At 36.3% G+C, this 23,728-nt stretch carries 24 protein-coding genes; 14 read left to right on the forward strand and 10 right to left on the reverse strand.

What is annotated here, in order from left to right; translation table 11 throughout:
• Positions 1-94: 94 nt before the first annotated feature.
• Both purB and DET49_RS12490 read right to left on the reverse strand, forming a co-directional pair.
• Positions 95-1,432 (reverse strand): adenylosuccinate lyase, encoded by a 1,338-nt coding sequence (gene purB / locus DET49_RS12485; RefSeq protein WP_133548442.1) that lies wholly within the window; start codon positions 1,430-1,432, stop codon positions 95-97.
• A 96-nt stretch (positions 1,433-1,528) separates the two neighbouring features.
• Positions 1,529-2,215 (reverse strand): SIR2 family NAD-dependent protein deacylase, encoded by a 687-nt coding sequence (locus DET49_RS12490; RefSeq protein WP_133548443.1) that lies wholly within the window; start codon positions 2,213-2,215, stop codon positions 1,529-1,531.
• A 210-nt stretch (positions 2,216-2,425) separates the two neighbouring features.
• Here DET49_RS12490 and DET49_RS12495 point away from each other — a divergent pair, with 210 nt between their 5' ends.
• From DET49_RS12495 to DET49_RS12510, 4 genes are all read left to right on the forward strand, one after another.
• Positions 2,426-3,271 carry a hypothetical protein gene (locus DET49_RS12495; protein ID WP_133548444.1) on the forward strand — a complete coding sequence of 282 codons (846 nt, stop codon included), beginning with the start codon at positions 2,426-2,428 and terminating at the stop codon, positions 3,269-3,271.
• 531 nt (positions 3,272-3,802) lie between these two features.
• Positions 3,803-5,761 carry a CHRD domain-containing protein gene (locus tag DET49_RS18590; RefSeq protein ID WP_208109647.1) on the forward strand — a complete coding sequence of 653 codons (1,959 nt, stop codon included), beginning with the start codon at positions 3,803-3,805 and terminating at the stop codon, positions 5,759-5,761.
• 176 nt (positions 5,762-5,937) lie between these two features.
• Positions 5,938-6,597, forward strand: a complete 660-nt coding sequence (locus DET49_RS12505; RefSeq protein WP_133548445.1) for a TrmH family RNA methyltransferase — start codon at positions 5,938-5,940, stop codon at positions 6,595-6,597.
• 25 nt (positions 6,598-6,622) lie between these two features.
• Entirely contained in the window at positions 6,623-7,165 is a 543-nt protein-coding gene (locus tag DET49_RS12510; protein WP_133548446.1) for an SRPBCC family protein, read from the forward strand.
• On the opposite strand, the gene DET49_RS12515 is transcribed toward DET49_RS12510, so the two are convergent.
• From DET49_RS12515 to rlmH, 4 genes are all read right to left on the reverse strand, one after another.
• Positions 7,162-7,917 (reverse strand): carboxypeptidase-like regulatory domain-containing protein, encoded by a 756-nt coding sequence (locus DET49_RS12515; protein ID WP_166636576.1) that lies wholly within the window; start codon positions 7,915-7,917, stop codon positions 7,162-7,164. The genes DET49_RS12510 and DET49_RS12515 overlap by 4 nt on opposite strands.
• 76 nt (positions 7,918-7,993) lie before the next feature.
• Positions 7,994-9,778, reverse strand: coding sequence for a DEAD/DEAH box helicase (locus DET49_RS12520; RefSeq protein WP_133548447.1), 1,785 nt, complete (start codon positions 9,776-9,778; stop codon positions 7,994-7,996).
• 62 nt (positions 9,779-9,840) lie between these two features.
• The gene (locus DET49_RS12525; RefSeq protein ID WP_133548448.1) at positions 9,841-10,413 is read right to left on the reverse strand and encodes a non-canonical purine NTP diphosphatase; all 573 of its coding nucleotides are present in this window, start codon (positions 10,411-10,413) and stop codon (positions 9,841-9,843) included.
• A 10-nt stretch (positions 10,414-10,423) separates the two neighbouring features.
• Entirely contained in the window at positions 10,424-10,897 is a 474-nt protein-coding gene (gene rlmH, locus DET49_RS12530) for a 23S rRNA (pseudouridine(1915)-N(3))-methyltransferase RlmH (RefSeq protein WP_133548449.1), read from the reverse strand.
• A gap of 51 nt (positions 10,898-10,948) precedes the next feature.
• Here rlmH and nadC point away from each other — a divergent pair, with 51 nt between their 5' ends.
• The 5 genes from nadC to priA all read left to right on the forward strand — a co-directional run bounded on the left by nadC (position 10,949) and on the right by priA (position 16,363).
• On the forward strand, positions 10,949-11,806 hold the full coding sequence (gene nadC, locus DET49_RS12535) for a carboxylating nicotinate-nucleotide diphosphorylase (RefSeq protein WP_133548450.1): 858 nt from the start codon (positions 10,949-10,951) through the stop codon (positions 11,804-11,806).
• 3 nt (positions 11,807-11,809) lie between these two features.
• On the forward strand, positions 11,810-12,730 hold the full coding sequence (locus DET49_RS12540) for a YihY/virulence factor BrkB family protein (protein WP_133548451.1): 921 nt from the start codon (positions 11,810-11,812) through the stop codon (positions 12,728-12,730).
• 25 nt (positions 12,731-12,755) lie between these two features.
• Positions 12,756-13,319 (forward strand): chalcone isomerase family protein, encoded by a 564-nt coding sequence (locus DET49_RS12545; protein ID WP_133548452.1) that lies wholly within the window; start codon positions 12,756-12,758, stop codon positions 13,317-13,319.
• 12 nt (positions 13,320-13,331) lie between these two features.
• Positions 13,332-13,769: a DUF2147 domain-containing protein gene (locus DET49_RS12550; protein WP_133548453.1), complete on the forward strand. Its 438-nt coding sequence runs from the start codon at positions 13,332-13,334 to the stop codon at positions 13,767-13,769.
• A gap of 140 nt (positions 13,770-13,909) precedes the next feature.
• Positions 13,910-16,363: a primosomal protein N' gene (priA, locus tag DET49_RS12555; RefSeq protein WP_133548454.1), complete on the forward strand. Its 2,454-nt coding sequence runs from the start codon at positions 13,910-13,912 to the stop codon at positions 16,361-16,363.
• 64 nt (positions 16,364-16,427) lie between these two features.
• Here the strand turns inward: priA and DET49_RS12560 are convergent, their stop codons facing one another.
• Positions 16,428-17,141, reverse strand: a complete 714-nt coding sequence (locus DET49_RS12560; RefSeq protein WP_133548455.1) for a LytR/AlgR family response regulator transcription factor — start codon at positions 17,139-17,141, stop codon at positions 16,428-16,430.
• 257 nt (positions 17,142-17,398) lie between these two features.
• On the opposite strand from DET49_RS12560, the gene rpsF reads away from it, so the two are divergent.
• The 4 genes from rpsF to DET49_RS12580 all read left to right on the forward strand — a co-directional run bounded on the left by rpsF (position 17,399) and on the right by DET49_RS12580 (position 19,128).
• Complete coding sequence (gene rpsF / locus DET49_RS12565; protein WP_133548456.1) at positions 17,399-17,740, forward strand: 30S ribosomal protein S6; 342 nt, start codon at positions 17,399-17,401, stop codon at positions 17,738-17,740.
• Between the two features lie 2 nt (positions 17,741-17,742).
• The gene (rpsR, locus tag DET49_RS12570; protein WP_075327082.1) at positions 17,743-18,042 is read left to right on the forward strand and encodes a 30S ribosomal protein S18; all 300 of its coding nucleotides are present in this window, start codon (positions 17,743-17,745) and stop codon (positions 18,040-18,042) included.
• Between the two features lie 12 nt (positions 18,043-18,054).
• Entirely contained in the window at positions 18,055-18,504 is a 450-nt protein-coding gene (gene rplI, locus DET49_RS12575) for a 50S ribosomal protein L9 (RefSeq protein ID WP_133548457.1), read from the forward strand.
• Positions 18,505-18,651: 147 nt separating this feature from the next.
• Positions 18,652-19,128 (forward strand): DUF6495 family protein, encoded by a 477-nt coding sequence (locus tag DET49_RS12580; RefSeq protein ID WP_133548458.1) that lies wholly within the window; start codon positions 18,652-18,654, stop codon positions 19,126-19,128.
• Between the two features lie 299 nt (positions 19,129-19,427).
• On the opposite strand, the gene DET49_RS12585 is transcribed toward DET49_RS12580, so the two are convergent.
• Positions 19,428-20,675: an ABC transporter permease gene (locus DET49_RS12585; protein WP_133548459.1), complete on the reverse strand. Its 1,248-nt coding sequence runs from the start codon at positions 20,673-20,675 to the stop codon at positions 19,428-19,430.
• Between the two features lie 168 nt (positions 20,676-20,843).
• Between DET49_RS12585 and hisS the strand changes: the two genes are divergently transcribed.
• The gene (gene hisS / locus DET49_RS12590; protein ID WP_133548460.1) at positions 20,844-22,214 is read left to right on the forward strand and encodes a histidine--tRNA ligase; all 1,371 of its coding nucleotides are present in this window, start codon (positions 20,844-20,846) and stop codon (positions 22,212-22,214) included.
• A gap of 144 nt (positions 22,215-22,358) precedes the next feature.
• On the opposite strand, the gene DET49_RS12595 is transcribed toward hisS, so the two are convergent.
• Both DET49_RS12595 and DET49_RS12600 read right to left on the reverse strand, forming a co-directional pair.
• Entirely contained in the window at positions 22,359-23,330 is a 972-nt protein-coding gene (locus tag DET49_RS12595; RefSeq protein WP_133548461.1) for an aldo/keto reductase, read from the reverse strand.
• A 121-nt stretch (positions 23,331-23,451) separates the two neighbouring features.
• A complete protein-coding gene (locus DET49_RS12600) occupies positions 23,452-23,661 on the reverse strand; it encodes a hypothetical protein (RefSeq protein WP_133548462.1) in 210 nt (69 codons plus the stop codon).
• Positions 23,662-23,728 lie beyond the last annotated feature (67 nt).

The raw sequence follows: 23,728 nt of genomic DNA on the forward strand, positions 1-23,728 counted from the left end.
CAGGGTAAACTAAGGAACCGCCGTATACGAGAACCGTACGTACGCGTGGTGTGAGAGGACAGATAGGGAATTAATCCCTATCTTCCTACTCTATTTAAATCCCTGTATAATTCTGAGGGGTTATTTTTTTAAGTTCTTCTTTTACTGATTCGGATACAGCCAAAGTTTCAATAAAATCAGCGATGCTTTTTTTATTTATTTTTTCGTTTGTTCGGGTTAGGCCTTTCAATGCTTCATACGGATTTTTAAAACCTTCACGACGTAAAATAGTTTGTATGGCTTCAGCCACTACTGCCCAGTTAGCTTCTAAATCTTCATTAAGTTTTTCCTTATTCAGTAATAATTTATCTAATCCTTTTAAAGTGCTTTTAAATGCAATACTGGTGTGCCCCATCGGAACGCCAATATTTCTTAAAACTGTACTATCGGTGAGATCTCGCTGTAGACGGCTAAGCGGTAACTTTGCAGAGAGATGTTCGAAAATCGCATTGGCAATTCCTAAATTTCCTTCGCTGTTTTCAAAATCTATAGGGTTCACTTTATGCGGCATTGCCGAAGAACCTATTTCTCCTTTTTTAATCTTCTGTTTGAAATAATCCATAGAAACATAAGTCCATATATCACGATCTAAATCGATTAAAATGGTATTAATCCTTTTCAATCCATCAAATAAAGCGGCCATATGGTCGTAATGCTCAATTTGGGTCGTTGGAAAAGAATGATGTAATCTCAGTTTTTTCTGTACAAAATTTGTCCCAAATTCTTTCCAGTCAGTATTGGGATAGGCCACCTTGTGAGCGTTGAAATTCCCAGTTGCACCGCCAAATTTGGCTGCATGCGGGACTTTATTTAAAAGGTCCAGTTGAGACTCCAAACGAGTAATAAAAACTTCTATTTCTTTACCCAATCGAGTAGGGGAAGCTGGTTGCCCATGTGTTCTTGCCAGTAAAGGTACATTGGCCCAATCTTGTGAAAGCTGGGTTAATTTTGTGATAATTTGTTCTATCTCGGGTAGATACTCGGCATTAATTGCATCCTTTAGACTTAATGGAACCGCAGTATTATTTATGTCCTGAGAAGTCAATCCAAAGTGAATAAATTCTTTATGGGCTTCCAGACCCAACTCATCAAATTTATTCTTCAATAGATATTCTACAGCTTTTACATCGTGATTAGTAGTTTTTTCAATTTCTTTTACAGCCTGTGCATCCAGGGTGGTGAAATTTTCATAGATCGCACGCAAGTCACTAAAAACCGAATGATCTATATCTTTTAGCTGAGGCAGTGGCAATTCGCAAAGAGCTATAAAATATTCAACTTCAACTTTTACCCTATATTTTATTAGGGCTTCTTCGCTAAAATAGGCTGAAAGTTTTTTCGTTTTGGAATGATATCTTCCGTCTATGGGGGAAATTGCAGTTAGCGGTGTCATGTATTTGATTTAGGAATTGAAAGTCGCAAAGATACTGCTTCCAGATAATCTTTAAAACCGCTACCGCATTTCTTTTCTCAATAATCTTTCAAGCATTTATTCCCTATTTTTTAAATCATGTACTAATTTGGGGACCCCTATTGTAGCGTTTTCAGCTATAATATGGAGGTTACGTTTTTCTGAAATACTTGGTTTTGGATCTATGAAATAAACAGGGATTCCATCCGGTGCAAAATCTAACAGCCCCGCCGCAGGATAAACCTGCATGGAAGTTCCTATTATGAGGAGCATTTGGGCTCCAGACACAATTTCCATGGCTTTTTCAAACATTGGCACTGCTTCACCAAACCAAACCACATGGGGCCTGAGTTGATAGTTGAATTCGCAGAAATCACCAGGATTAATATCTCGCTTCCAATCCATTATCAGGTTTTCATTAAAGGTACTTCTGGCTTTTAAAAGCTCCCCGTGTAAATGGGTGACTCTCGTACTTCCGGCTCTTTCGTGGAGATCATCTATATTTTGGGTAATTATTTCAACATCATAATTTTTTTCCAAATCAACTAATGCTTTATGCGCAGCATTTGGCTCTACAGTTAATAATTGCCTTCGTCTCTTATTGTAAAAATCTAAAACCAACTGCTGGTTGCTTTCCCAACCCATAGGGGATGCAACCTCCATAACATCGTGCCCTTCCCATAAACCATCTGCGTCTCTAAAGGTTTTTATGCCACTTTCAGCACTTATACCTGCGCCTGTAAGAATTACTATTTTCTTCCTCATACTTTACTTTTAAGAAATGCAGATGGTAATATAATGTTAATCTCATTCAATTTAAAACGTTAAATGCAATTTTGCTGTTACCTCTTATTCAGTTTTTTAAGGTTTTCATGTTGTTAAATTGTTGATAAAGGGTAAAATATCACGCAACTATTCGGGGTTATATGCATCTCTAAAGAGAATGATTAATAACCTAAAAAATTAAAATTCGACATGAAAAAATTAGCATTTACATTAATGATGATCGCGGGATTCACAAGTTGTGAGAGTGACGATGATTCGGTAGACATTCCTTTTGAAGGCGATACTGAAGAATACACGCTGAATGAAATGAGTGATTCTGGCATAACCGGAACCGTAATCTTTACGGAAAATGAAGATGGCTCGGCAACGGTAGCGTTTGATCTGGAAGGCACCGAGGATGGTGAGTTGTATCCCACACACATTCACTATGATAATGCTGCCGATGGTGGCGAAATTGCTATTCCTTTAGAACCTATTGATGGGACTACAGGAATCAGTATCACGGAAGTTTCTGCTTTAGAGGATGGTACAGATATTAGCTATGAGGAATTAATTGAATTTGATGGTTACATCAATGTCCATAAAAGTGCAGAAGATTTGGAAACAATTGTCGCTCAAACCGATATTGGTGAAAACGTCCTTACCGGAGAATCTGTAACATACGATTTAAACGAAGTAGATGTGCCCGGAGTAAGTGGTTCTGCTCTTTTTGAAGAGCGTGCAAACGGTGAAACTTTAGTTACCCTTATGCTGGATGGAGCTGAAGAAGGTAATATGTATCCCGCTCATATCCATGCAGGATCTGTGGAAGAGGCACCCGGAGAAATTGTGATCACTTTTAACCCTGTGAATGGTACTACCGGTATGAGTATGACCAATATAGTTATGACCGATGGATCCGAAGAGGAAGAAGAGGAAGTAATTACCTATGAGGAATTGTTAACCTATGATGGGTATATAAATGTGCATGCCAGTGCAGATGACCTGGAAACTCTTGTAGCCCAGGGAAATATGGGAGCTAACGCTAACGAGTAATAATATTAAGATTTGTTTTTACGAATGCTCGACTTATAACTTATAGGTCGGGCATTTTTTACTTTCAGCCTACCGCTGTTGTTAAATCATCAAGTTTATTTTAAAGTCTGTTATTGACTTGTATTGCAGGTCTCTGACTTTTAAAAACATCCAAAAAAATATGCCATATTGATTTTAAAGTTTTGGTATATAATATATTTATGTAATAATTCAATCTTTCCCTACCAGTTCTAAAGAGGTATTGCAATAAAAGTCTAAGTTAAAATAGCTCTTATATAACTCTCTTTTAAATCTCTGCTAATCCCTCCAAAACCAAAAATTCTATAGCTTTATTATCCCCTGTAGGTTTTGATTCTGTGGCGTTAAAAATTTCCATTTCCTCATATTAACATTGTTTGTGAATCCTTTTTATAAAGCTTAACATCCGTTAAAACCCTCTAGCTCGTATCTCTAGATAGATTTGATAGCGAAAACAAAAATAAAGATGTTTTCTCAACTCTAAATTTACTAATAACTAAAATTTTTAATCTTATGAAAAAATTTTTACTTGCTATTTTTATAGCACTTCCATTTATGCTTATGAGCTGTAGTAGTGATGATGATGCAGTCGACCCTGAAGATGACTTCGAAGGAGAAACAAAATCTTTTGAATTGTATTCAGTTGCTGATCCTTCCATTTCTGGTACCGCTACCTTTATTGAAAATGAAGATAATAGCACGACTGTAGAACTCGAATTACAGGGAACTCCGGATGGAGGAATGCACCCTGCCCACATTCATTATAATACAGCTGCGGAAGGTGGTGATATTGCCGTATCTTTTGAGCCTGTAGAGGGATCTACCGGAATGAGTAGCACAACTTTCTCTACATTAGATGATGGAACAAATATCACTTATGATGAAGCTATTAATTTTGATGGATATATCAATGTACACTTAAGTGCAGACGATCTTGGTACTTTAGTAGCGCAAGGCGATATCGGAGTAAACGAACTTACCGGGGAATCTAAAAATTACATGCTAGAAGAGAGAGCTGTCGAGGGAATTTCAGGAAATATAATGTTTCAGGAGCGAGTAAATGGTGAAGCCTTAGCAACTATTATGCTGGAAGGAACCCCGGAAGATGGGGAGCACCCGGCACACATACATATGGGATCTGTTGCTGAAGCTCCGGGAAATATTGCATTTACATTTACTCCGGTCAATGGCGCAACAGGAATGAGTAAAACTAATGTTGCTACACTAGACGATGGTACTGAATTTATGTACACCGACGTACTCAACTATGATGGCTATGTAAATGTTCACTTGAGTGCTGATGAATTAGGAACTATTGTAGCCCAGAATGATATAGGAGCTAACGAACTAACCGGTGAAACTAAAACTTATGAGCTTGATGAAAGAGCTGTAGCAGGAATAAGCGGAACTGTTACATTTGAGGAACGTATGAGCGGTGCTGCCCTTGCTACTATTATGCTTAATGGAACTCCGGAAGAAGGAATGCACCCAGCACATATTCATATGGGATCTTTTGTGGAAGGCCCTGGAGATATAGCATTCACATTTAATCCTGTAAATGGTGCTACTGGGATGAGTATGACTCAGGTAGAGATGTTTGACGATGATACGGAATTTGGTTATGAAGAAGTGCTAAATTATGATGGGTATGTAAACGTTCATCTTAGTGCAGATGCTCTTGGTACGGTGGTTGCCCAGGGAGATATTGGAGCCAATGAGTTAACCGGTGAAAGTAAAACTTACCAATTAGGAGAGAAAGAGGTTGAAGGAATTAATGGTTCCGTAATTTTTGAAGAAAGAATGAGTGGAGAGGCCTTAGCAACTATTATGTTAGAGGGAACTCCGGCAGGAGGGATGCACCCAGCTCATATTCATATGGGAACCGCGGCTGAAGGCCCTGGCGATATTGCGTTTACTTTTAATTCCGTAAATGGAGCCACCGGTATGAGTATGACACACGTTGCGATGCTTGATGATGGTACTGAATTTGGATATGAAGATGTACTGAATTATGATGGTTATATAAACGTCCACTTGAGTGCAGAAGAGCTCGGGGTTATTGTTGCTCAAGGTGACATCGGTCAAAATGAACTTACAGGAGAGTCAGCTTCTTATGATCTTAATAGTGTAGATATTGAAGGAATTATGGGAACAGCCATGTTTGAAGAACGCGTTAATGGAGAAACTTTGGTTACCATAATGCTTGAAGGGACCCAGGAGGGTGCGGAGCATCCCGCCCATATCCATATAGGTTCCGTTGCAAATGCTCCCGGAGATATCGCTATTTCGTTGAATTCAGTTAATGGCAGCACAGGTATGAGTATGACAAACGTAGCTTCTTTTGACGGAGAGGATGGAGAAATGATAGATTATAATGGGCTTTTAGAGTACGATGGTTATTTAAATGTTCATTTGAGTGCAGAGGAATTAGCTACACTTGTGGCTCAGGGGAATGTTGGTTCTAATTCTTAGAACTTTTAAATTTATATAAAACTGATAACCCGGTTTCTTTGAGGCCGGGTTTTTCTTGTTTTTAAATCCTTTGAAAACTAAGTAGAATGATAGGTTGCTAAATTATTAAGTAGAAAAATTTTAAAATTTTCTTACGAAACTACCCGACTTAGTCTCGGGTTTTTTAATTTTAACCTATGCAAAAAAAGAAGCTTCTAGACCATCTTCAATCTTTTCTAACCCCAAGGCGTATTGCTTTATTTGATCAGGTCATTGGACAACGTACTAACCATTTTACAGTGGTTACACAAGATGTTTATCAATTACATAACACCAGTGCTGTAATAAGAAGTTGTGAGGTATTTGGAATTCAAAATATTCACGTCATAGAAGAACGCAAACCTAAACGAATAGATCGAGAAATTGCGATGGGTGCACAAAAATGGGTAGATGTTAACCGGTATTCTACTTCGAAAGAATGTATAAGGGAATTACGAAGTAAAGGATATCAAATTGTTGCCACGACTCCATACGGCAAAAGTACAGCACTTGAAAATTTTGATATCGAAAAGGCCTCAGCTATTTTCTTCGGAACCGAAAAAGATGGTTTAAGTGATGAAATTTTAAAAGAGGCCGATTGTAGCTTGAATATACCCATGGTGGGTTTTACTGAAAGTCTTAATATTTCGGTTTCTGCAGCTATTATTTTGCAGAGCATTACTTCTCGCTTGAAAAACAGCGAAATTGCCTGGCGGCTTTCGAAAGTAGAGAAAGAAAACCTTAAATATAAATGGTTGAAAAAGTGTATTAAAAATTCAGATTCAATAATAGCGCAGTACCAAACAGAAAATCCCTAATTTAGATAAATAATTATTTATAAGAATGACCCTCTTCTTTTACCTACTTATCGCATTTATTACTTTTATTGCCTTTCTTCATGCCTGGGCAAAGAAAAAATATGATATAAGCCGAACCATGGTGATTAACTCTCCGCGTGACGTTGTTTTTAGCTTTGTAAGGCAATTGAAAAACCATCCTATTTGGGTTCCTTGGTTTTATAAATATCCCAAAACTTTACTAAAACATAAGGGTGAAGACGGTAAACTCGGAGCCACTATTTATTGGAAAGGCAACAATAAAGAAGTTGGAGAAGGAACTCAAAAGATAATTAAAGTGAAACACCCTCGTGTTTTTGAAACCAGGGTATTATTTGTTAAACCAGTTAAGGTTAGTTTGCTCACGTATTTTGCGGCAAAAGAACTTGAACCCGGAAAATCCAAAGTAGTCTGGGGAATTAGAGGAAATTTACCTTTTCCACTTTCAGTAATAAGTCTTTTTTATAGCCCAGAAAAATTAATGGGGCAAGATCTGGAAAAAGGCCTTATGAATTTGAAAATTAAAATGGAAAACAGGGCAAAAGTTTAATTTCGTTGTAAAACGCGATATTCTTCGTAACAGCCACTCAATGCATCCAAAATTTGTAGATCATTCGCTGATTTTAAAAATGCCTCAGAGTAACTGCATCGCTGCAAAATCTCATTGAGTTCTACTTCATTGATCGGAAGTAATGCAATAAGAGTTTCCCTGTCAAATTTAGTTCTTAGAAGATCTCTTATCTCATCCTCCTCCTTCATTTGCCTTAATTTTCGCATTTCTTTAGGTTTGTCACCAAAAATATTGTGCATTAAATCAGCAGGATTAAAAATCGCCCCTAAAGTACGGGATACAGCACTTGGAGAATTACCGCCACTTTCGTACCCTGCATTTAATCCAGAAATGCTATATCTGTTATTCTCATAAATAGGAATATTTTTAGCATCTATTTCGAGATATCCAGTAAGGGTTACTGGTTTTAAAACTACCTCTTCCAAGGCAATACCTAATTCTGTCATTTTTACTTTTACACTTCCATATTTAAGCCAGTCATTAGTAACTCTCACTTTTATAGGCCTGAATCCGAGGTAAGAGAAATATAATGTATCATTAACTGTAGCTTGCAATTCAAAAGTCCCGTCTTCTTCACTAACGGCGCCTTTAACCTGGTTGAGGTTTACGATATGGACCTTCTCAATGGGTTTGTCGTTTGCCGCATTCATAACGGTTCCTGATACAACATCCTGGGAAAATGCCTGCAGTGATAAAAAAAGTAGGAAAAGGGTAAAAAAAGATTTCTTCATAACAATTGGCGCCTAAATTATAAAATACGTATAAAAAACAATGCCATAATTTAAAATTTAGGCGCCAGATGTGAAATTAATTTTTGCTGCGTCTTCTTTTAATGGAGCTTTCAATGTTTTTATTTCGGTTCCCGGTTCTTTTTCCTTTTCCCGAATCACCAGAACTATCTGAACGTCTACGACCCCCACCTTTAAAGTCTGATTTTCCTCCACCTTTGTTAAATTTTCCACCTTTTCGGCCGCCACCGCCACCGCGTTTTCCACGGCCTCCAGTATCTGTAGTTTCTTCAACATTTATAAACCTACCTTGATGTTTGAAGTCCTTAAAGGTACTTAAAACAGTTTCGGTATGTTTTGAATCCGTGTTAAAGAAAGAGAAACTATCTTTAACATCCACTTTGTAGACATCGTCTCGTCCAAGATCAAGAGTTGCTTTAAGGAAATCCTTCAAGCTCATCCAATCGAATCCGTCTTTAGAACCAACATTAATAAAGTATCTTGTAGAATCTCCATAGCTGCCACCTTCTGCAGGAGCTGAAGGAGAACTCAGGCCTTCAGAATTTTTATAATAGTTGAAGAATCTGGTAAACTCTACAGAAAAGAACTTCTTAATCAGCTCCTCTTTGGTGAAATCTTCCAAAACTTCATTGATGCCAGGTAAATATGCTTCAATTTCTGGATTGATTTTAGTTTCCTTAATATCATTGGCCAGGTGAAACAACTGGACACGGCAAATTTCCATGCCGTCTGGAATATCTTTTTGTTCGAACTTCTGTTGGATAATACGCTCAATACTTTTGATTTTACGCATTTCGCTTTTGGTAACAATAACCATAGAAACTCCACTTTTCCCTGCACGACCAGTACGACCACTTCGGTGGGTATAAGTTTCGATCTCATCGGGTAGCTGATAGTTAATTACGTGCGTAATATCATCTACATCAATTCCGCGGGCTGCAACATCTGTAGCCACTAACATTTGGATTTGTTTGCTTCTAAAGCTTTTCATCACCAAATCACGCTGGTTTTGACTAAGGTCACCGTGCAATGCTGCAGCGCTGTACCCGTCTTCAATAAGCTTTTCTGCTACTTTTTGAGTATCTCTTTTTGTTCGACAGAAAATTACCGAAAAGATATCCGGATTGGCATCTGCCAGTCTCTTTAAAGCTTCGTAGCGTTGTCTGGAATTAACAAGGTAAAATTCGTGGGAAACATTAGATGTTCCCTGATTTTTAGATCCTACGGTAATTTCAATAGGCGTACGCATAAATTTTTTGGCAATAGTTGCAACTTCTTTTGGCATAGTTGCAGAAAATAACCAGGTATGCTTTTCTTTGGGAGTATGCGAAAGTATGGCTTTAATGTCTTCAAAAAAGCCCATATTTAGCATTTCATCGGCTTCATCTAAAACACAGTATTCTATTTTAGAAATATCTACTAAGTTACGATTAATCATATCTTGCATACGACCTGGCGTAGCTACGATAATTTGCGCACCCCGTTCAATTTGGCGAGCCTGGTCTGTGATACTGGCGCCACCATATATAGCAACAGGATTAAGACCTTTCTCAAATTTCGAGTAATTTTTTAATTCGTTGGTAATTTGTAGGCAAAGTTCGCGCGTTGGCGAAAGAATTAATGCCTGGGTATGTTTTTTACTTACGTTTATTTTCTGGATAAGCGGGAATCCAAAAGCAGCTGTCTTTCCTGTACCGGTTTGGGCTAATGCTACCATATCGGTATCTTCGTTTAATAATACAGGAATCGCTTTTTCCTGTATTTCACTCGGGTCTGTAAAACCCATTTCTTCGACTGCTTTAAGAATAGAAGGGTTTAAACCTAATTGTTCAAATTTGTTCATATAAAAATTAAATAAGCGGCAAAGGTACGGCTTAGATAGCAATATATTACCATCAACTTTCTTTATTTTGAAAGATAGGTGATTAGCTCCCTAAAAGCTTTTCCGCGATGGCTGATTTCAGATTTTTCTGTCAGACTCATTTCGGCAAAGGTTATTTTAAAATTGTTAGGCCTGAAAACAGGATCGTATCCAAAACCTTTGTCACCATGTGACTCTTTTGTTATCTCTCCTTTACAAATACCTGTAAATAGGTTTTGATTATCATTTAAATTTAAAGCGATAGCGGTTTTAAATTGCGCCTTTCGGTTGTTTTTATTCTCTAAAAGGCTTAGTAATTTTCTTACATTAGCTAGATCATTTTTATCATTACCGGCATATCGAGCAGAAAGAACCCCAGGTTCCCCGTTAAGCGCTTCAACTTCAAGACCTGTATCATCAGCAAAGCAATTATAGCCATACCGATGTTTAACATGTTCTGCTTTTAAAATGGCATTTCCTTCTATAGTATCAGCAGTTTCCGGAATTTCTTCATCACACCCGATATCATCCAAGGATAAAAGTTTGATATAGTGGGGAAGAAGGAATTTAATTTCTTCCAGTTTGTTTTTATTATGAGTGGCAAATACAAGCTCCATAGGTTGTGTTTTAGCGGTGATGGTATGGTTCGTTTTTTAGAATGGTGAAAGCGCGGTATAATTGTTCTGTGAAAAACAAGCGTACCATTTGGTGAGAAAATGTCATTTGTGAAAGCGAGATTTTAGTATCAGCTCTATTGTAAACCATTTCAGAAAAACCATAAGGACCACCGATTATAAAGATAAGTTGTTTAAGGCCGCTGTTTAATCGCTTCTGAATAAACACCGAAAATTTTTCAGATGAAAATTCTTTTCCATTTTCATCTAAAAGTATGATAAAATCTGAATTCTGCACTTTATTCAGTATCAATTCTCCTTCTTTTTCTTTTTGCTGACCTTCATCTAGTTTTTTTGATTTTTTAAGATCGGGGATTATTTCGATCTCAAATTTATTATAAAACTGTAGCCGCTTTTTATAAATTTCAACAAGTTGTTTAAGCTCCCGATTATCGGTCTTTCCTATACAGAGTAATTTTATGGTCATACGGTAGATTTAACACAGACTTTGCTACATTTACAAAAATAAGTATTGCAAATGATCTCAAAAGAACAATTTGAAAAAGAAATAGATATTATCATAGAAAATGCAATAAGAGAGGATGTTGGAGAAGGTGATCACAGTTCTTTAGCTTGCATTCCTGCCGGAGTCAATGGAAAAGCTAAACTTCTGGTTAAGGACAAGGGAATTTTAGCCGGAGTAGATTTTGCGTTAAAAGTTTTTGAAAAAATAGATCCTAAACTAAAGGTGGAAGTTTTAACTCAGGATGGGGAAGCCATAGAATCCGGTCAAATTGCATTTTATGTCGATGGAAGTTCTCAATCTATCTTAAAAGCTGAAAGATTAGTTTTAAATGCGATGCAACGTATGAGTGCTATTGCAACTAAAACCAACACTTTCGTTAAAAAGCTTGAGGGGACTGAAACAAAAATTTTAGATACGCGTAAGACTACTCCTGGTATACGTGCTTTAGAGAAATGGGCGGTAAAAATAGGGGGAGGAGAAAACCATAGGTTTGCTTTATACGATATGATAATGTTAAAGGACAATCATATAGATTTTGCAGGTGGAATTACCAAAGCTATAAATAAAACCCAAAATTACCTTAAATCAAATAAACTTGATCTTAAAATCATTGTAGAGGCCAGAAATTTAAAAGAAATTGAAGAAATATTAGAAAACGAAGGTGTTTTTCGTATCCTAATAGATAATTTTAATTACGAAGATACTCGGCAGGCAGTCAAACTTATTGATGGAAAGTGCTTAACAGAGTCTAGTGGTGGAATTAATTTGGATACTGTGCGAAAATATGCAGAATGCGGTGTGGATTATATTTCCAGTGGTGCCTTAACCCATTCGGTTTATAATCTAGACCTCAGTTTAAAAGCAATGTAATTTATGGCTCCAAAGAAAGCCTTTATATCTAAATTAGAGCAATTTTCAAACTGGTGGGAAAGAAAAACCAAGGGAGTAATTTTGCCCGGATTCGATGGTTTATCGCTTTATGATCTTTGGGAAATTTATTCTGGCGGGATTATAAAAGGAACTTTCTCTACAAGAGCTAGTGCCATTGCATTTAGTTTTTTTATGGCCTTGTTTCCATTTTTGCTATTTATGCTTAACCTGATTCCATATATTGATTTTATAGATGATTTTCAGCTGCAATTCCTTATTTTTATGGATTCGCTTCTTCCGCCCAACACCTCAGATTTTTTTAACGATATATTTCTCGATATTGCCAACACTCCTCGTGGAGGCTTGCTTTCATTAGCCTTTATAATTTCTATTTTTTTAATGACTAACGGTATCAATGCTATTTTTACGGGTTTTGAATTTTCTTATCACACTAATGCTAATCGTTCTATAGTAAGACAATACCTGGTTGCAGTCGGTGTATCTCTAATTATGTCTTTGTTATTATTACTTACGGTAATTCTGGCAGTGTATTTAACCTATGCAGTGAGTGATTTTAATGAATTAGGAATAGGATTCTCTGATCTTAGTACGGCCTTTGTAAAATACCTGGTGTTTATTTTACTAATCTATATTGCGGTAGCAACTTTATATTATTTTGGAACTAAAGAAGCAAGACAGGCACGCTTTTTTTCTATTGGAGCTTTTTTTACCACTATTCTTATAGTAATCTTTACTTATCTCTTTGGTTTATATATTGAAAATTTTTCTACATATAATGAGCTTTATGGCTCGATTGGTGCATTATTAATATTAATGGTGTATATCTGGTTAAATTCTAATATATTGCTTTTAGGCTTTGAATTAAATGCATCATTAATAAAAATGAAGAAAAAAAATAAATAATTTACCAATCTAAAATCGTTCTAAAATGAAAAATGTATTAATCCTATTAATGGTTGTTTTCGGCTTAAATTTAACTTTCGCACAGACCGAAATTGGAGGTGTTACTTTGCCCGATGTGTTAGAATATGGTTCTCAGGAGATAGAACTTAACGGAGCCGGAGTAAGAGAAAAGTTCTGGATGGATATGTATGCCGGCGGCCTTTATCTTACGAATAAGTCGGAGAATGCTTTAGAAATATTGACTAAAGATGAAGCGATGGCAATAAGACTGCATATCGTTTCAAAAATGATTACTAGCGAGAGAATGATGGAAGCTGTCAATGAAGGTTTTAAAAATGCAACAGACGGAAATACCGCACCAATTTTCACTGAAATTAAAAAATTCATCAGCTTTTTTGAAGATGAAATTAATAAAGGAGATGTTTTTGATATCGTATACTTACCTAGCAGGGGTTCGGTAGTCTATAAAAATGGAAAAGAATTGGGCTCAATTCAGGGAATGGAATTTAAAAAAGCTTTATTTGGAATATGGCTTTCTAATCGACCAGCGGATGAAGATCTGAAAGAAGGTCTGTTGGGTAAACAATAAAATATGAATATAATGAGAACCAAATTCAACTTATTTAACTTATTGCTTTTTGGATTTATCCTGGTTTCTCCTGGACTCCTTGCACAAGGTGTATTTGGGAAATGGAAGGTAGTTAACGATGAGGGACGTGTAAATTCTATAGTGGAGATTTATAAAAAAGATGGTGCTGTTCACGGAAAGGTAATACGGATCACCAAAGAAGAACACCGCGACCGTAAATGTACCGAGTGTCCGGGAGAATTAAAAAATAAACCTATCGAAGGCTTAAACGTAATTCGTGATTTTGTAAAGGAAGGTGACGAGTATGTGGATGGCACTTTGATAGACCCAAAGTCAGGGAAAGAATATGAAGGTAAAATTTGGGTTGATGAAGATAACCCTGATGAGCTAAACGTTAGGGGATACATTGCTTTTTTCTATAAAACAAAAGTTTGGGAAAGATTAGAATAAAACTTTTAAAATTTAAATATTAAAACCATTCTTTTTTAAAGGATGGTTTTTATTTTTGAATACAAATACCTAGGCTTTTGCACTACGATTTTTTTTTCAACTAAACATCCAGGGAATTTTCCCAGAGTAGATTCGTCCATATGTCGTATTTTATAGATGTAATTTTACCACTTCCTTTACAAAGACGCTTCACTTATGTAATAACTCAAGAAGAAGCCGACTTTTTGGAAGAAGGAATGCGGGTCGCGGTGCCGTTTGGTAAGTCAAAGGTTTATACTGCTATCGTGGCTAAAATCCACCAAAATCCACCCTTGGTTTATGAGGCAAAACCTATAAATCAAATTTTGGATAAAAGACCTCTGGTGACACAACATCAGCTAAAATTCTGGTCATGGATTGCCTCCTATTATATGTGCGCCGAAGGGGACGTGTTAAAAGCGGCATTACCTGGTGCATTTTTGTTGGAAAGCGAAAGCATCGTTCAGCTTATTAAAAATGCTAAAATTGATGAAAATGAGCTCAAAGATGATGAGTATTTAGTTATTGAGGCTTTACAGCGACAATCTTCAGTGAAAATCCAGGAAGTGATGAAAATCCTGGACAAAAAAGCTGTTTTGCCTGTTATAAATGCTTTAGTAGAAAAGGGTTTGATCGTTCTGAATCAGGAAATTTATGAGCAGTATAAACCTAAAAAAGTTCGTTTTGTAAAATTGAATCCGGTATATGAGAATGAGACTGAAATGCATCGGCTTTTAGATGAACTGGAAAAAGCGCCCAAACAGAAGGAAGCTTTATTAAGTTATTTCAGCGTTACGGCACAAGTTAAAAAACTTTTAAGGCTAAAAGAACTATGCGAGAAGTCCGGTGTTTCTGCAGGCATTATTAAAAGCCTAATTAATAAGGATATTTTCGAAGAATATTATGTGAAGACTGATAGAGTTAACTTTAATGGAGTATCCTCTGAAACAGGAATTCACTTAAGTGAAACGCAAGGTAAGGCCTTTATAGAAATTGAAACCGGACTAAAGGAACATGCTGTTTGTTTATTGCACGGAATTACTTCTTCCGGAAAAACAGAAATCTACATCAAGCTTATTGAAAAAGTTATTAATGGTGGCCAGCAGGCACTTTATGTATTGCCGGAAATTGCATTAACTACTCAGTTAATCGAGCGCCTGCGATCTTATTTTGGAGATAAGGTATTGGTTTATCACAGTAAATATTCAGTAAACGAAAGAGTAGAAGTGTATCAGCATATTCTGGAAAATTCAGAAAAAGCTAGAATTGTAATTGGTGCACGTTCTTCTATTTTTCTACCATTTGCAAATTTAGGCCTAATCGTAGTAGATGAAGAACACGAAACTTCTTTCAAGCAATTTGATCCTGCTCCTCGTTACCACGCAAGAGACGCCGCGGTAGTACTGGCGAATTTCTTTAAGGCAAAAACTATTTTAGGATCTGCTACACCTTCACTGGAATCCTATTTTAACGCTCAGCATCATAAATATGCTTTTGTGGAATTAAACCGAAGATTTGGTGACGTACAGGAGCCTGCAATAGAAATTGTAGATATAAAAAGCAAATACAAAAAAAAGGAAATGAAAGGGCATTTTTCCGATAAAATGCTTGCTGAAATTCATGAAACTTTGAATCTAGGAGAACAGGTGATTTTATTTCAAAATCGTAGAGGTTTTTCACCGGTCCTTGAATGTAATACATGCGGTCATTCTCCCCAATGTCCAAATTGTGATGTTAGTTTGACCTATCATAGCCATAATAATCAGCTGCGCTGTCATTATTGTGGATATCATATAGCAATGCAAAAAAAATGTATGGCCTGCGATAGTTCGGAGATTACCACCAAAGGGTTTGGGACCGAACAAATTGAAACTGAGTTGAAAGCTATTTTTCCTGATTATAAAACCGCAAGAATGGATCAGGATACCACTCGAGGAAAATATGCCTATGAAAAACTAATTAATGCTTTTGAACAACAGGAAATAGATATTCTGATTGGGACCCAAATGCTTTCCAAGGGCCTTGATTTTCGAAAGGTAAACCTCGTAGGTATTATGAATGCGGATAATTTACTGAATTTTCCCGATTTCAGGGCTCATGAGCGAAGTTTTCATCTCATGCTTCAGGTTGCGGGTAGGGCAGGAAGAACTAAAAAACAAGGAAAGGTTTTAATTCAAAGTTATAATCCACATCATCAAATTATTCAACAAGTTTCAATGGGTGATTATCTTGGAATGTATAAGGATCAGTTAGAAGAGCGCTATAATTATAAATATCCACCTTTTTATAGATTGATCAGGCTTACACTGAAGTGTCGTGATTACTCGAAAACCAATGAAGCTGCAGATTGGCTGGCGTTAGGTATGAAAAATGTTTTTAAAGAAAATGTACTAGGTCCCGAATTTCCCCCTGTGGCAAGAATTAGGAATGAATATTACAAAAATATCCTGCTTAAAATTCCGCAACAACAATCTTTAGGTAAAACCAAAGAAGTTCTTAACAAAATTATGGGAAGTTTTAATGCTATCGGAGCTTATAGAAGTGTAAAAGTGGTGATCAACGTTGATCCCATTTAACGGGTTGGTAGATGTAATTTTTCTACCTAATACGAAGACAATCATTCGGATATTAACAAGGAATTTATTGTATGGCACTTAAAGCTTCAACAAGGTTGTTTTTTTTGTGCCTGCTAAGGGGTAATTTTTGCTTGTCTATTTCAATGTTCTTAGAATTATATCTCTCGATTTTATCCAGGTTTACAATATAAGATTTATGGGTTCTGAGAAATTTATCGTTGGGAAGTTGTTCCTCAAAGGATTTCATTGTAGCCAGTACCACGAAGTTTTCTTTTTCCGTAACAAATTTTACATAATCTCCTAATGCCTGAATATACTTAAGTTTATTCAGAAAAACTTTTCGGTTTTTGAGATTGCTTTTTACGAAAATATAATCGTCATCCTCAGGCACCGCTGTGATTTGGTGTTTTAATTTATACAGGTTTACCGCCTTATTAACCGCATTGTTGAAACGTTCTTTTGTTACCGGCTTATGAATATAATCTACCGCATCATAATCAAAAGCTTTAAAAGCATATTGCGTTTTCCCGGTAACAAAAATAATTTGAGGCTTATTTGGCAGATCGTCTAAAAGTTCAAAACCGGTTAATACCGGCATTTCAATATCCAGAAATATTAAATCGATTTCATTATCGAGAAGACCATTTTTTGTCTCAATGGCGTTATTATACTCAGCAACCAGTTTAAGATTTGCATGATCCTTGATAAGCTTCACGATAGATAAACGCTGTAAGCTGGAATCATCAACAACAATACATTTGAGTAAAATTTCTTCCACAGTAGTTAGGTTAAGTAATAACAATATTAAACATAATATCTTATAATTACAAGATAAACTTTAAATTCGTTGAATAAATTGAAGTTTATCTTTTCTTATTAAATGTGTTTTATATATTTAATTGAATATGTCGAAATTCTTTTGGTTTTTCTTCCATGAAAGTTTCTGTACCCCCCCAATTGGAGTTTATGTTTAAGCTTTGAAAATAGAAATAAAAGAGTTACTTTTGCAGCCAATTTAATTTAAAGTAAATTTTTATGAACACTTATGAAACTGTTTTCATCTTGAATCCCGTTTTATCTGATGAACAGATAAAGGAGACAGTTCAGAAATACGAAGAATTTCTTGTTTCTAAAGGGGCCGAGATGGTATCGAAAGAAAATTGGGGGCTTAGAAAATTAGCCTACCCAGTTCAACACAAAAAAAGCGGGTTTTACCACCTGTTTGAATTCAAGGCTCCAGGAGAGGCCATAGAGCCATTGGAACTTGCTTTTAGAAGAGACGAGCGTATGATGCGTTATTTAACTGTAAGGTTAGATAAACACGCAATCGCCTGGGCTGAGAAAAGAAGAAATAGAAGACAACAAGAAAAAGCGTAAGTATGGCTACATCTATTGAGCAACAAGCAAAAGGAAAAAAAGATGGTGAGATCAGGTATCTTACACCTCTTAATATAGAGACCAGTAAAACGAAAAAATATTGTCGTTTTAAAAGGTCTGGAATTAAGTATATCGATTATAAGGATCCAGATTGGTTAATGAGTTTCGTGAACGAACAGGGAAAATTATTGCCTCGTCGCTTAACAGGGACTTCTTTAAAATACCAAAGAAAAGTGGCTGTTGCCGTGAAAAGGGCACGCCATCTTGCATTAATGCCATATGTTGGTGATTTACTAAAATAAAAAGAGGCAATTATGGAATTGATACTTAAACAAGACGTAGATAATTTAGGCTTTAAAGATGATGTGGTAAACGTGAAGAACGGTTACGGCAGAAACTATCTTATACCTCAGGGATTTGCACATCTTGCAACTCCTTCAGCTAAAAAGGTGTTAGCTGAAACCTTGAAACAAAGAGCCTATAAAGAACAGAAACATATCGATGAGGCTAAAAAGCAGGCTGAAAAACTTAATAACGTAGAGATTAAGTTAACTGCCAAAGCTGGTGCCGGAGATAAACTATTTGGTTCTATTACCAATGGTGATCTAGCAAATGCTCTAGCTAAAGAAGGCGTTGAAATCGATAAAAAATATATTACTATAGCTGGTGGAAACATCAAGAGATTGGGACAGTATGAAGCGACTTTACGTTTTCATCGTGAAGTAATTTCTACTTACAATTTTGATGTTGTAGCTGAAGCTTAATTTATTTTATTGTAATGTTAAAAGCCCGCTCCAGTAGTGGGCTTTTCTTATTTCAAATGCCATCTAATTTATGATGGTTGCGCCAAAAGATACATTATTCTTTCAGGCTAATTTCCACAGAAAATATTCTTTTTAATTTTATCAAAAATGAAATATTCCAGGTTAACAAAAGAACAGTTTGAAGAAATGAAACAGGAATTTATCAATTTCCTGGCTGCCCAGTCCATAACGGCTGAAGAGTGGGACGATATTAAAAAGAACAACCCGAAAGCTGCTGAAGAGGAGCTTGATGTTTTCAGTGACCTTATTTGGGAAGGAGTTTTAAATAAAGTGGAGTTTCTAGAGCATTTCTCGGCTAATCAAATTTATTTATTTCATATTTCCGAAGTTACAATTCATCTTATTGCTATAAAAGTAGAACATCAGGGCGTTGATTTAACTACTCGCAAAGGTTACAGCTGGTTGCAAACCAACCTGCTGGACGAATCGGTGAATATTTACACATCTTCTAAGGCATTAAGTGAGGATAGGAACAAGGACGTTTTTGCCCTCATCAAGCAAGGTGCAAACATCACAAAGGGAGACCTCTATCAATATTTTGATAAAATGGTAGAACGTAAATAATTGTTGCAGGAATTTTGAAATTCCAGTTGTCCTCCCTATGATTTCTCTATTGAAAATGCTGGTGTAAACAAAATGGATTCAATTGTCCTGTGCCTTACTGAGTCTGGATGATGTCCACCTAGCCAATAATTATGTCTAACAGCACCAAAAAATTATTGCTTTATACGCTTGCTAGAAACCCCGAATTCAATTGATCTTTTGCGTAGAGGTTCAAAATTGTACAGATAAGAAAAGCACAGAATCTCTAGGAGAACCTGAAAATTTGAAAACGATTTTTCATTTGGTTATAAAAGTCATAACTACTCATATCTTAGCGACTCAATAGGATCTTGTTTGGCAGCTTTAGCTGCGGGATAACTTCCGGCTAGAATAGCTACCAAAATAGTAATAGCTGTTGCCCATATCATCGCAATCCAGGGGGTGGTGAAATCAAAATCAGCTGCTGCAGAAACTCCCAATCCAATAAGTATTCCGAAAATAATACCTACTAAACCACCAATCTGACCAATAATAAGTGTTTCCATAAAAAACTGGGTAGCAATGGTTTTCCGTTTTGCACCAAGTGCTTTTCTAACTCCAATTTCGCGGGTTCTTTCGGTCACACTTACCAGCATTATATTCATTAAAGCAATGGAAGAACCGAAAATAGTAATAATAGAAATAATCCAGGCCGCATAATTGAGATAACTGGTAATTGAGAAAATTCTATTAATAAGGTCATCACTGCGTTCCAGTCCGAAATTATTTTCTTCCATGGGATTGAGTCTCCTTATGTTTCTAAAAGTTAGTATAGCTTCATCTTGTGCACCTTCCAGCAGTTCTTTATCGTCCACTTTAACGCTGACAGAATAATTTATTTGAGGTTGGGTAAACATCGAGCGTGCAACTTGTATAGGCATTAAAACCCTTAAATCCTGGTTATTTCCAAATGTAGAACCTTCAGACTCTAAGACTCCAATTACCTTAAATTTACGACCTCTTATACTAATTGTTTTGTCTATAGGGTTATTGCCTTCAAAAAGCCCTTCAGCTTTTGCGAAATCAGCTCCAAGAACCACCACATTATTATTGTTCTGTATATCAAAAATGTTAAATTCCCTACCCTTTTCTACCTTTAAACCTGAGTTTTCCAGAAAGTTTTCGTTTACACCTAATACACGCACCTCGGGATCGGTTTTTTCATTAATGTATTTCACTTCAGCAAGGGTAGTTCCAATAAAGGATACTGCAGTTTGAGCCTGCGGATACGTATAATTATCTTCAAATTCTCGAACTTCTCGATAACTTATTACCGGATTTATTTTTTCGACTTCGCCGCCACCTTGGCGTTGAGAATTGAAATCATAGCGTTGGATATTAAAGGTGTTTGCGCCCATAGAAGCAAAATCGCTGCTTATAGTATTTTCTAGCGCCGTAACCGCGCTCAAAATTCCCACTAACGCAGTTATCCCGATAGCGATAATCAATACGGTTAATATCGTTCTAAGTAACTGACTTTTAATCGAATTAAAAGCAATACTTACATTTTCTTTAAACATCCCGAACATAGAAAGTTTTTTCAGTGCTATATAATTAGACTTCCTATATCCAAGAATGTTACTTAAAAACCGAAATTTGTTTGGGATCGATTAAAATTTAAGATATTTGCAGCATTGTTTTAGCCGGTTTTCGGCCCTAACTTTAAATCCATAACAGCATTAATTCCAAAAGATTCTATGGCACAAAAACCTTCTATCCCAAAAGGAACTCGAGATTTTAATCCGGCTGAAGTCGCCAAGAGAAATTATATTTTTGATAAAATTAGAACCGAATTTAAAAAGTTTGGATTTCAACCTATTGAAACCCCAAGCTTTGAGAATTCTGATACCTTGATGGGAAAATACGGGGAAGAGGGTGACCGGTTAATCTTTAAGATTCTGAATTCCGGTGACTTCCTGAAAAAAGCAAATTCCCAGGCTTACGAAACTAAAGACAGTTTAAAGATTACTCCCTCTATTAGTGAAAAGGCACTTCGATATGATCTTACCGTGCCCTTTGCACGTTATGTGGTGCAGCATCAGAATGAAATTGACTTTCCGTTTAAGCGATATCAGATTCAACCGGTTTGGCGTGCTGACAGACCTCAAAAAGGACGGTTCAGGGAATTTTTTCAATGTGATGCTGATGTGGTAGGAAGTAAAAGCAAATGGCAGGAGGTGGAATTTATTCAATTGTATGATGCGGTTTTTTCTGCATTAAAATTAAAGGAAGTTAGTATTAAAATCAATAATAGGAAGGTACTTTCCGGCTTTGCAGAAGTTATTGGGGAAAAAGATAAAATTATTGATTTTACTATCGCCCTTGATAAACTTGATAAAATTGGAGAAGAGGGCGTAATTCAGGAAATGCTTACTAAGGGTATTTCTGAAAATGCAATTAAAAGGATACAACCAATTTTTAATTTAAAAGGAAATTTTACTGAAAAAATAGCGGGAATCAAGGAAATTCTAAGGGATTCCGAAATCGGAAAAGAGGGAATTAAAGAACTGGAATTTGTAGAAAGAGCAATCGCAGAAATACCTCTGAAAACGGCAACCTTGGATCTGGATGTTACACTGGCCCGTGGACTCAATTATTATACAGGAGCAATTTTTGAAGTTTCAGCTCCAAAAAACGTAAAAATGGGATCTATTGGGGGGGGAGGTCGCTACGATGATCTAACAGGAATTTTCGGTTTAAAAGATATGAGTGGTGTAGGGATTTCCTTCGGATTGGATCGAATTTATCTTGTGTTGGAAGAATTGAATCTTTTTCCCGAAGCAGTGACCCATAATACCAAAGCACTCTTTATTAACTTTGGTGATCAGGAAGCTCTCTACGCTTTGAAAGCCGTAAACCGTTTAAGGGCGGAGAATATTATTGCGGAATTATTTCCTGATGACACCAAGATGAAAAAACAAATGAATTATGCTAATAAGCGGGAGATTCCATTTGTAATTCTGGCAGGAGATAAGGAAATACAAGCTGAAGAATTCACTCTGAAAAATATGAAATCCGGGGAGCAACAACAAGTAGATTTCGCTGAACTGGTAAAATTCTTGAGTTAGTTGAAACCCCTGGCTGAACTTAATTATAACCAAAATTTTTAGATCGGGATTAAATTGCCGACCCTGAAGTAAGAAACGAATTTTACTTAGCGACCTATATCAGGTCTATTAAAACCGATAAGACCGAAGTTTTACCCACTTGTTTTATTTTTTGGTATCCTCTTCTGGTTTACTGGCTTTATTCAAAACCTCCATATCGTCCTGAGATAGTGAAATTTCAGCCGCTTGTGTGAAAGACTTTAGGTGTGAAGATTTTGTGGCACTGGCAATTGGCGCGCTTACTCCCGGGCGGTTTATTAACCAGGCCAGGGCAATACCGGCTTGTGAAGTATTGTATTTTTCGGAAATTTCATCAAGAGATTTTAGAACTTTTTTGCCTCGATCATTTAAAAACTTCTCTGTAAAAATCTTTCTTTCCTGCCCCTGAAAATCTTCCTTACTCCGGTATTTTCCAGTTAAGAAACCACTAGCAAGTGAAAAATATGGAATTACTCCCAAATTATTTTGACTACAAATTTTCTCGATTTTTCCTTCATATTTATCGCGAACCATTAAATTATATTCAGGTTGAAATACTTCATAAGGAGGTAAGTCTTTTCTATTGGCTATTTCTAATGATTTTTGTAATCTTTCCGCAGAAAAATTTGAAGCACCAATGTGCTTTATTTTACCGGTATCTATAAACTTTTGATATGCTTCCAAGGCTTCTTCTACCGGGGTTTCCCCATCATCAAAATGAGTGAAATAAAGATCAATATAATCGGTTTGCAATCTTAAAAGCGAATCTTCTACCGCACCGGTAAGATAATCTCTGGAATTATCCTTTGGTCCTCCGGGCTGTAAACCAGAGCCACCTTTAGTTATTACAGTTATTTTATCGCGAAGCTTACGAGCTTTCATCCATTTTCCTATGATCCTTTCAGAAGTTCCATGCGGGACTCCATCTGCCCAACGGGAATAAACATCTGCTGTATCAATGGTATTAAATCCAAGTTCAAAAAGCTCATCGAGCATTTTGAACGATTCTTCTTCATTTAAAGTCCAACCAAAAACATTGCCTCCAAATATAATTGGGGATGTTTTTAAACTGGATTTTCCTAATTTAACCTTTTTCATATAATAGCTTTTATCTTAAATTTAAGGATCACTATAGAGAAGTGCGAATTCTTCCCGTTCTTTTAGATAGTTTTAACATTGAAAAAAATGGATAGAGTTTACTAAAATGGAATAGGGCGGTTTAAAAATCTGGATTATTTTCTTTTCCGGTAGAACTTTTTTCCTTTCGCCAGATTGCAAAAATAGAAGCGATCGTCCCCAAGCCCAAAACAAGTGCAAAAAATTTTGGAGGTGTATTTAGGGTGTCTTCTTGTTCAAAAGTAAAGCCTATTAATATAAAACTTCCCAACAAAACACCGAGGGTCATTAAAATTTTTCCTATAAGCTTCATTGATCTTCAGTTTTAATAATCCTGGTTAAAGAAGATTTGAAATTTCTTTGTTCAAATGGAATAAATT

Origin of the sequence: Salegentibacter sp. 24, assembly GCF_004362395.1 — a bacterium.
In the GTDB taxonomy this organism is placed as follows: Bacteria; Bacteroidota; Bacteroidia; order Flavobacteriales; family Flavobacteriaceae; genus Salegentibacter.

Excerpts from the sequence above, each read along its gene's own strand:
- DET49_RS12495 (WP_133548444.1), top strand. The coding sequence starts at position 2,426 with ATGAAAAAATTAGCATTTACATTAATGATGATCGCGGGATTCACAAGT.
- DET49_RS12490 (WP_133548443.1), bottom strand. The coding sequence starts at position 2,215 with ATGAGGAAGAAAATAGTAATTCTTACAGGCGCAGGTATAAGTGCTGAA.
- DET49_RS12550 (WP_133548453.1), top strand. The coding sequence starts at position 13,332 with ATGAGAACCAAATTCAACTTATTTAACTTATTGCTTTTTGGATTTATC.
- DET49_RS12525 (WP_133548448.1), bottom strand. The coding sequence starts at position 10,413 with ATGGAGCTTGTATTTGCCACTCATAATAAAAACAAACTGGAAGAAATT.
- rpsF (WP_133548456.1), top strand. The coding sequence starts at position 17,399 with ATGAACACTTATGAAACTGTTTTCATCTTGAATCCCGTTTTATCTGAT.
- priA (WP_133548454.1), top strand. The coding sequence starts at position 13,910 with ATGTCGTATTTTATAGATGTAATTTTACCACTTCCTTTACAAAGACGC.
- purB (WP_133548442.1), bottom strand. The coding sequence starts at position 1,432 with ATGACACCGCTAACTGCAATTTCCCCCATAGACGGAAGATATCATTCC.
- DET49_RS18590 (WP_208109647.1), top strand. The coding sequence starts at position 3,803 with ATGAAAAAATTTTTACTTGCTATTTTTATAGCACTTCCATTTATGCTT.
- nadC (WP_133548450.1), top strand. The coding sequence starts at position 10,949 with ATGATCTCAAAAGAACAATTTGAAAAAGAAATAGATATTATCATAGAA.
- rplI (WP_133548457.1), top strand. The coding sequence starts at position 18,055 with ATGGAATTGATACTTAAACAAGACGTAGATAATTTAGGCTTTAAAGAT.
- DET49_RS12520 (WP_133548447.1), bottom strand. The coding sequence starts at position 9,778 with ATGAACAAATTTGAACAATTAGGTTTAAACCCTTCTATTCTTAAAGCA.
- hisS (WP_133548460.1), top strand. The coding sequence starts at position 20,844 with ATGGCACAAAAACCTTCTATCCCAAAAGGAACTCGAGATTTTAATCCG.
- DET49_RS12545 (WP_133548452.1), top strand. The coding sequence starts at position 12,756 with ATGAAAAATGTATTAATCCTATTAATGGTTGTTTTCGGCTTAAATTTA.
- DET49_RS12505 (WP_133548445.1), top strand. The coding sequence starts at position 5,938 with ATGCAAAAAAAGAAGCTTCTAGACCATCTTCAATCTTTTCTAACCCCA.
- DET49_RS12600 (WP_133548462.1), bottom strand. The coding sequence starts at position 23,661 with ATGAAGCTTATAGGAAAAATTTTAATGACCCTCGGTGTTTTGTTGGGA.
- rpsR (WP_075327082.1), top strand. The coding sequence starts at position 17,743 with ATGGCTACATCTATTGAGCAACAAGCAAAAGGAAAAAAAGATGGTGAG.
- DET49_RS12540 (WP_133548451.1), top strand. The coding sequence starts at position 11,810 with ATGGCTCCAAAGAAAGCCTTTATATCTAAATTAGAGCAATTTTCAAAC.
- DET49_RS12515 (WP_166636576.1), bottom strand. The coding sequence starts at position 7,917 with ATGAAGAAATCTTTTTTTACCCTTTTCCTACTTTTTTTATCACTGCAG.
- DET49_RS12510 (WP_133548446.1), top strand. The coding sequence starts at position 6,623 with ATGACCCTCTTCTTTTACCTACTTATCGCATTTATTACTTTTATTGCC.
- DET49_RS12585 (WP_133548459.1), bottom strand. The coding sequence starts at position 20,675 with ATGTTCGGGATGTTTAAAGAAAATGTAAGTATTGCTTTTAATTCGATT.
- DET49_RS12580 (WP_133548458.1), top strand. The coding sequence starts at position 18,652 with ATGAAATATTCCAGGTTAACAAAAGAACAGTTTGAAGAAATGAAACAG.
- rlmH (WP_133548449.1), bottom strand. The coding sequence starts at position 10,897 with ATGACCATAAAATTACTCTGTATAGGAAAGACCGATAATCGGGAGCTT.
- DET49_RS12595 (WP_133548461.1), bottom strand. The coding sequence starts at position 23,330 with ATGAAAAAGGTTAAATTAGGAAAATCCAGTTTAAAAACATCCCCAATT.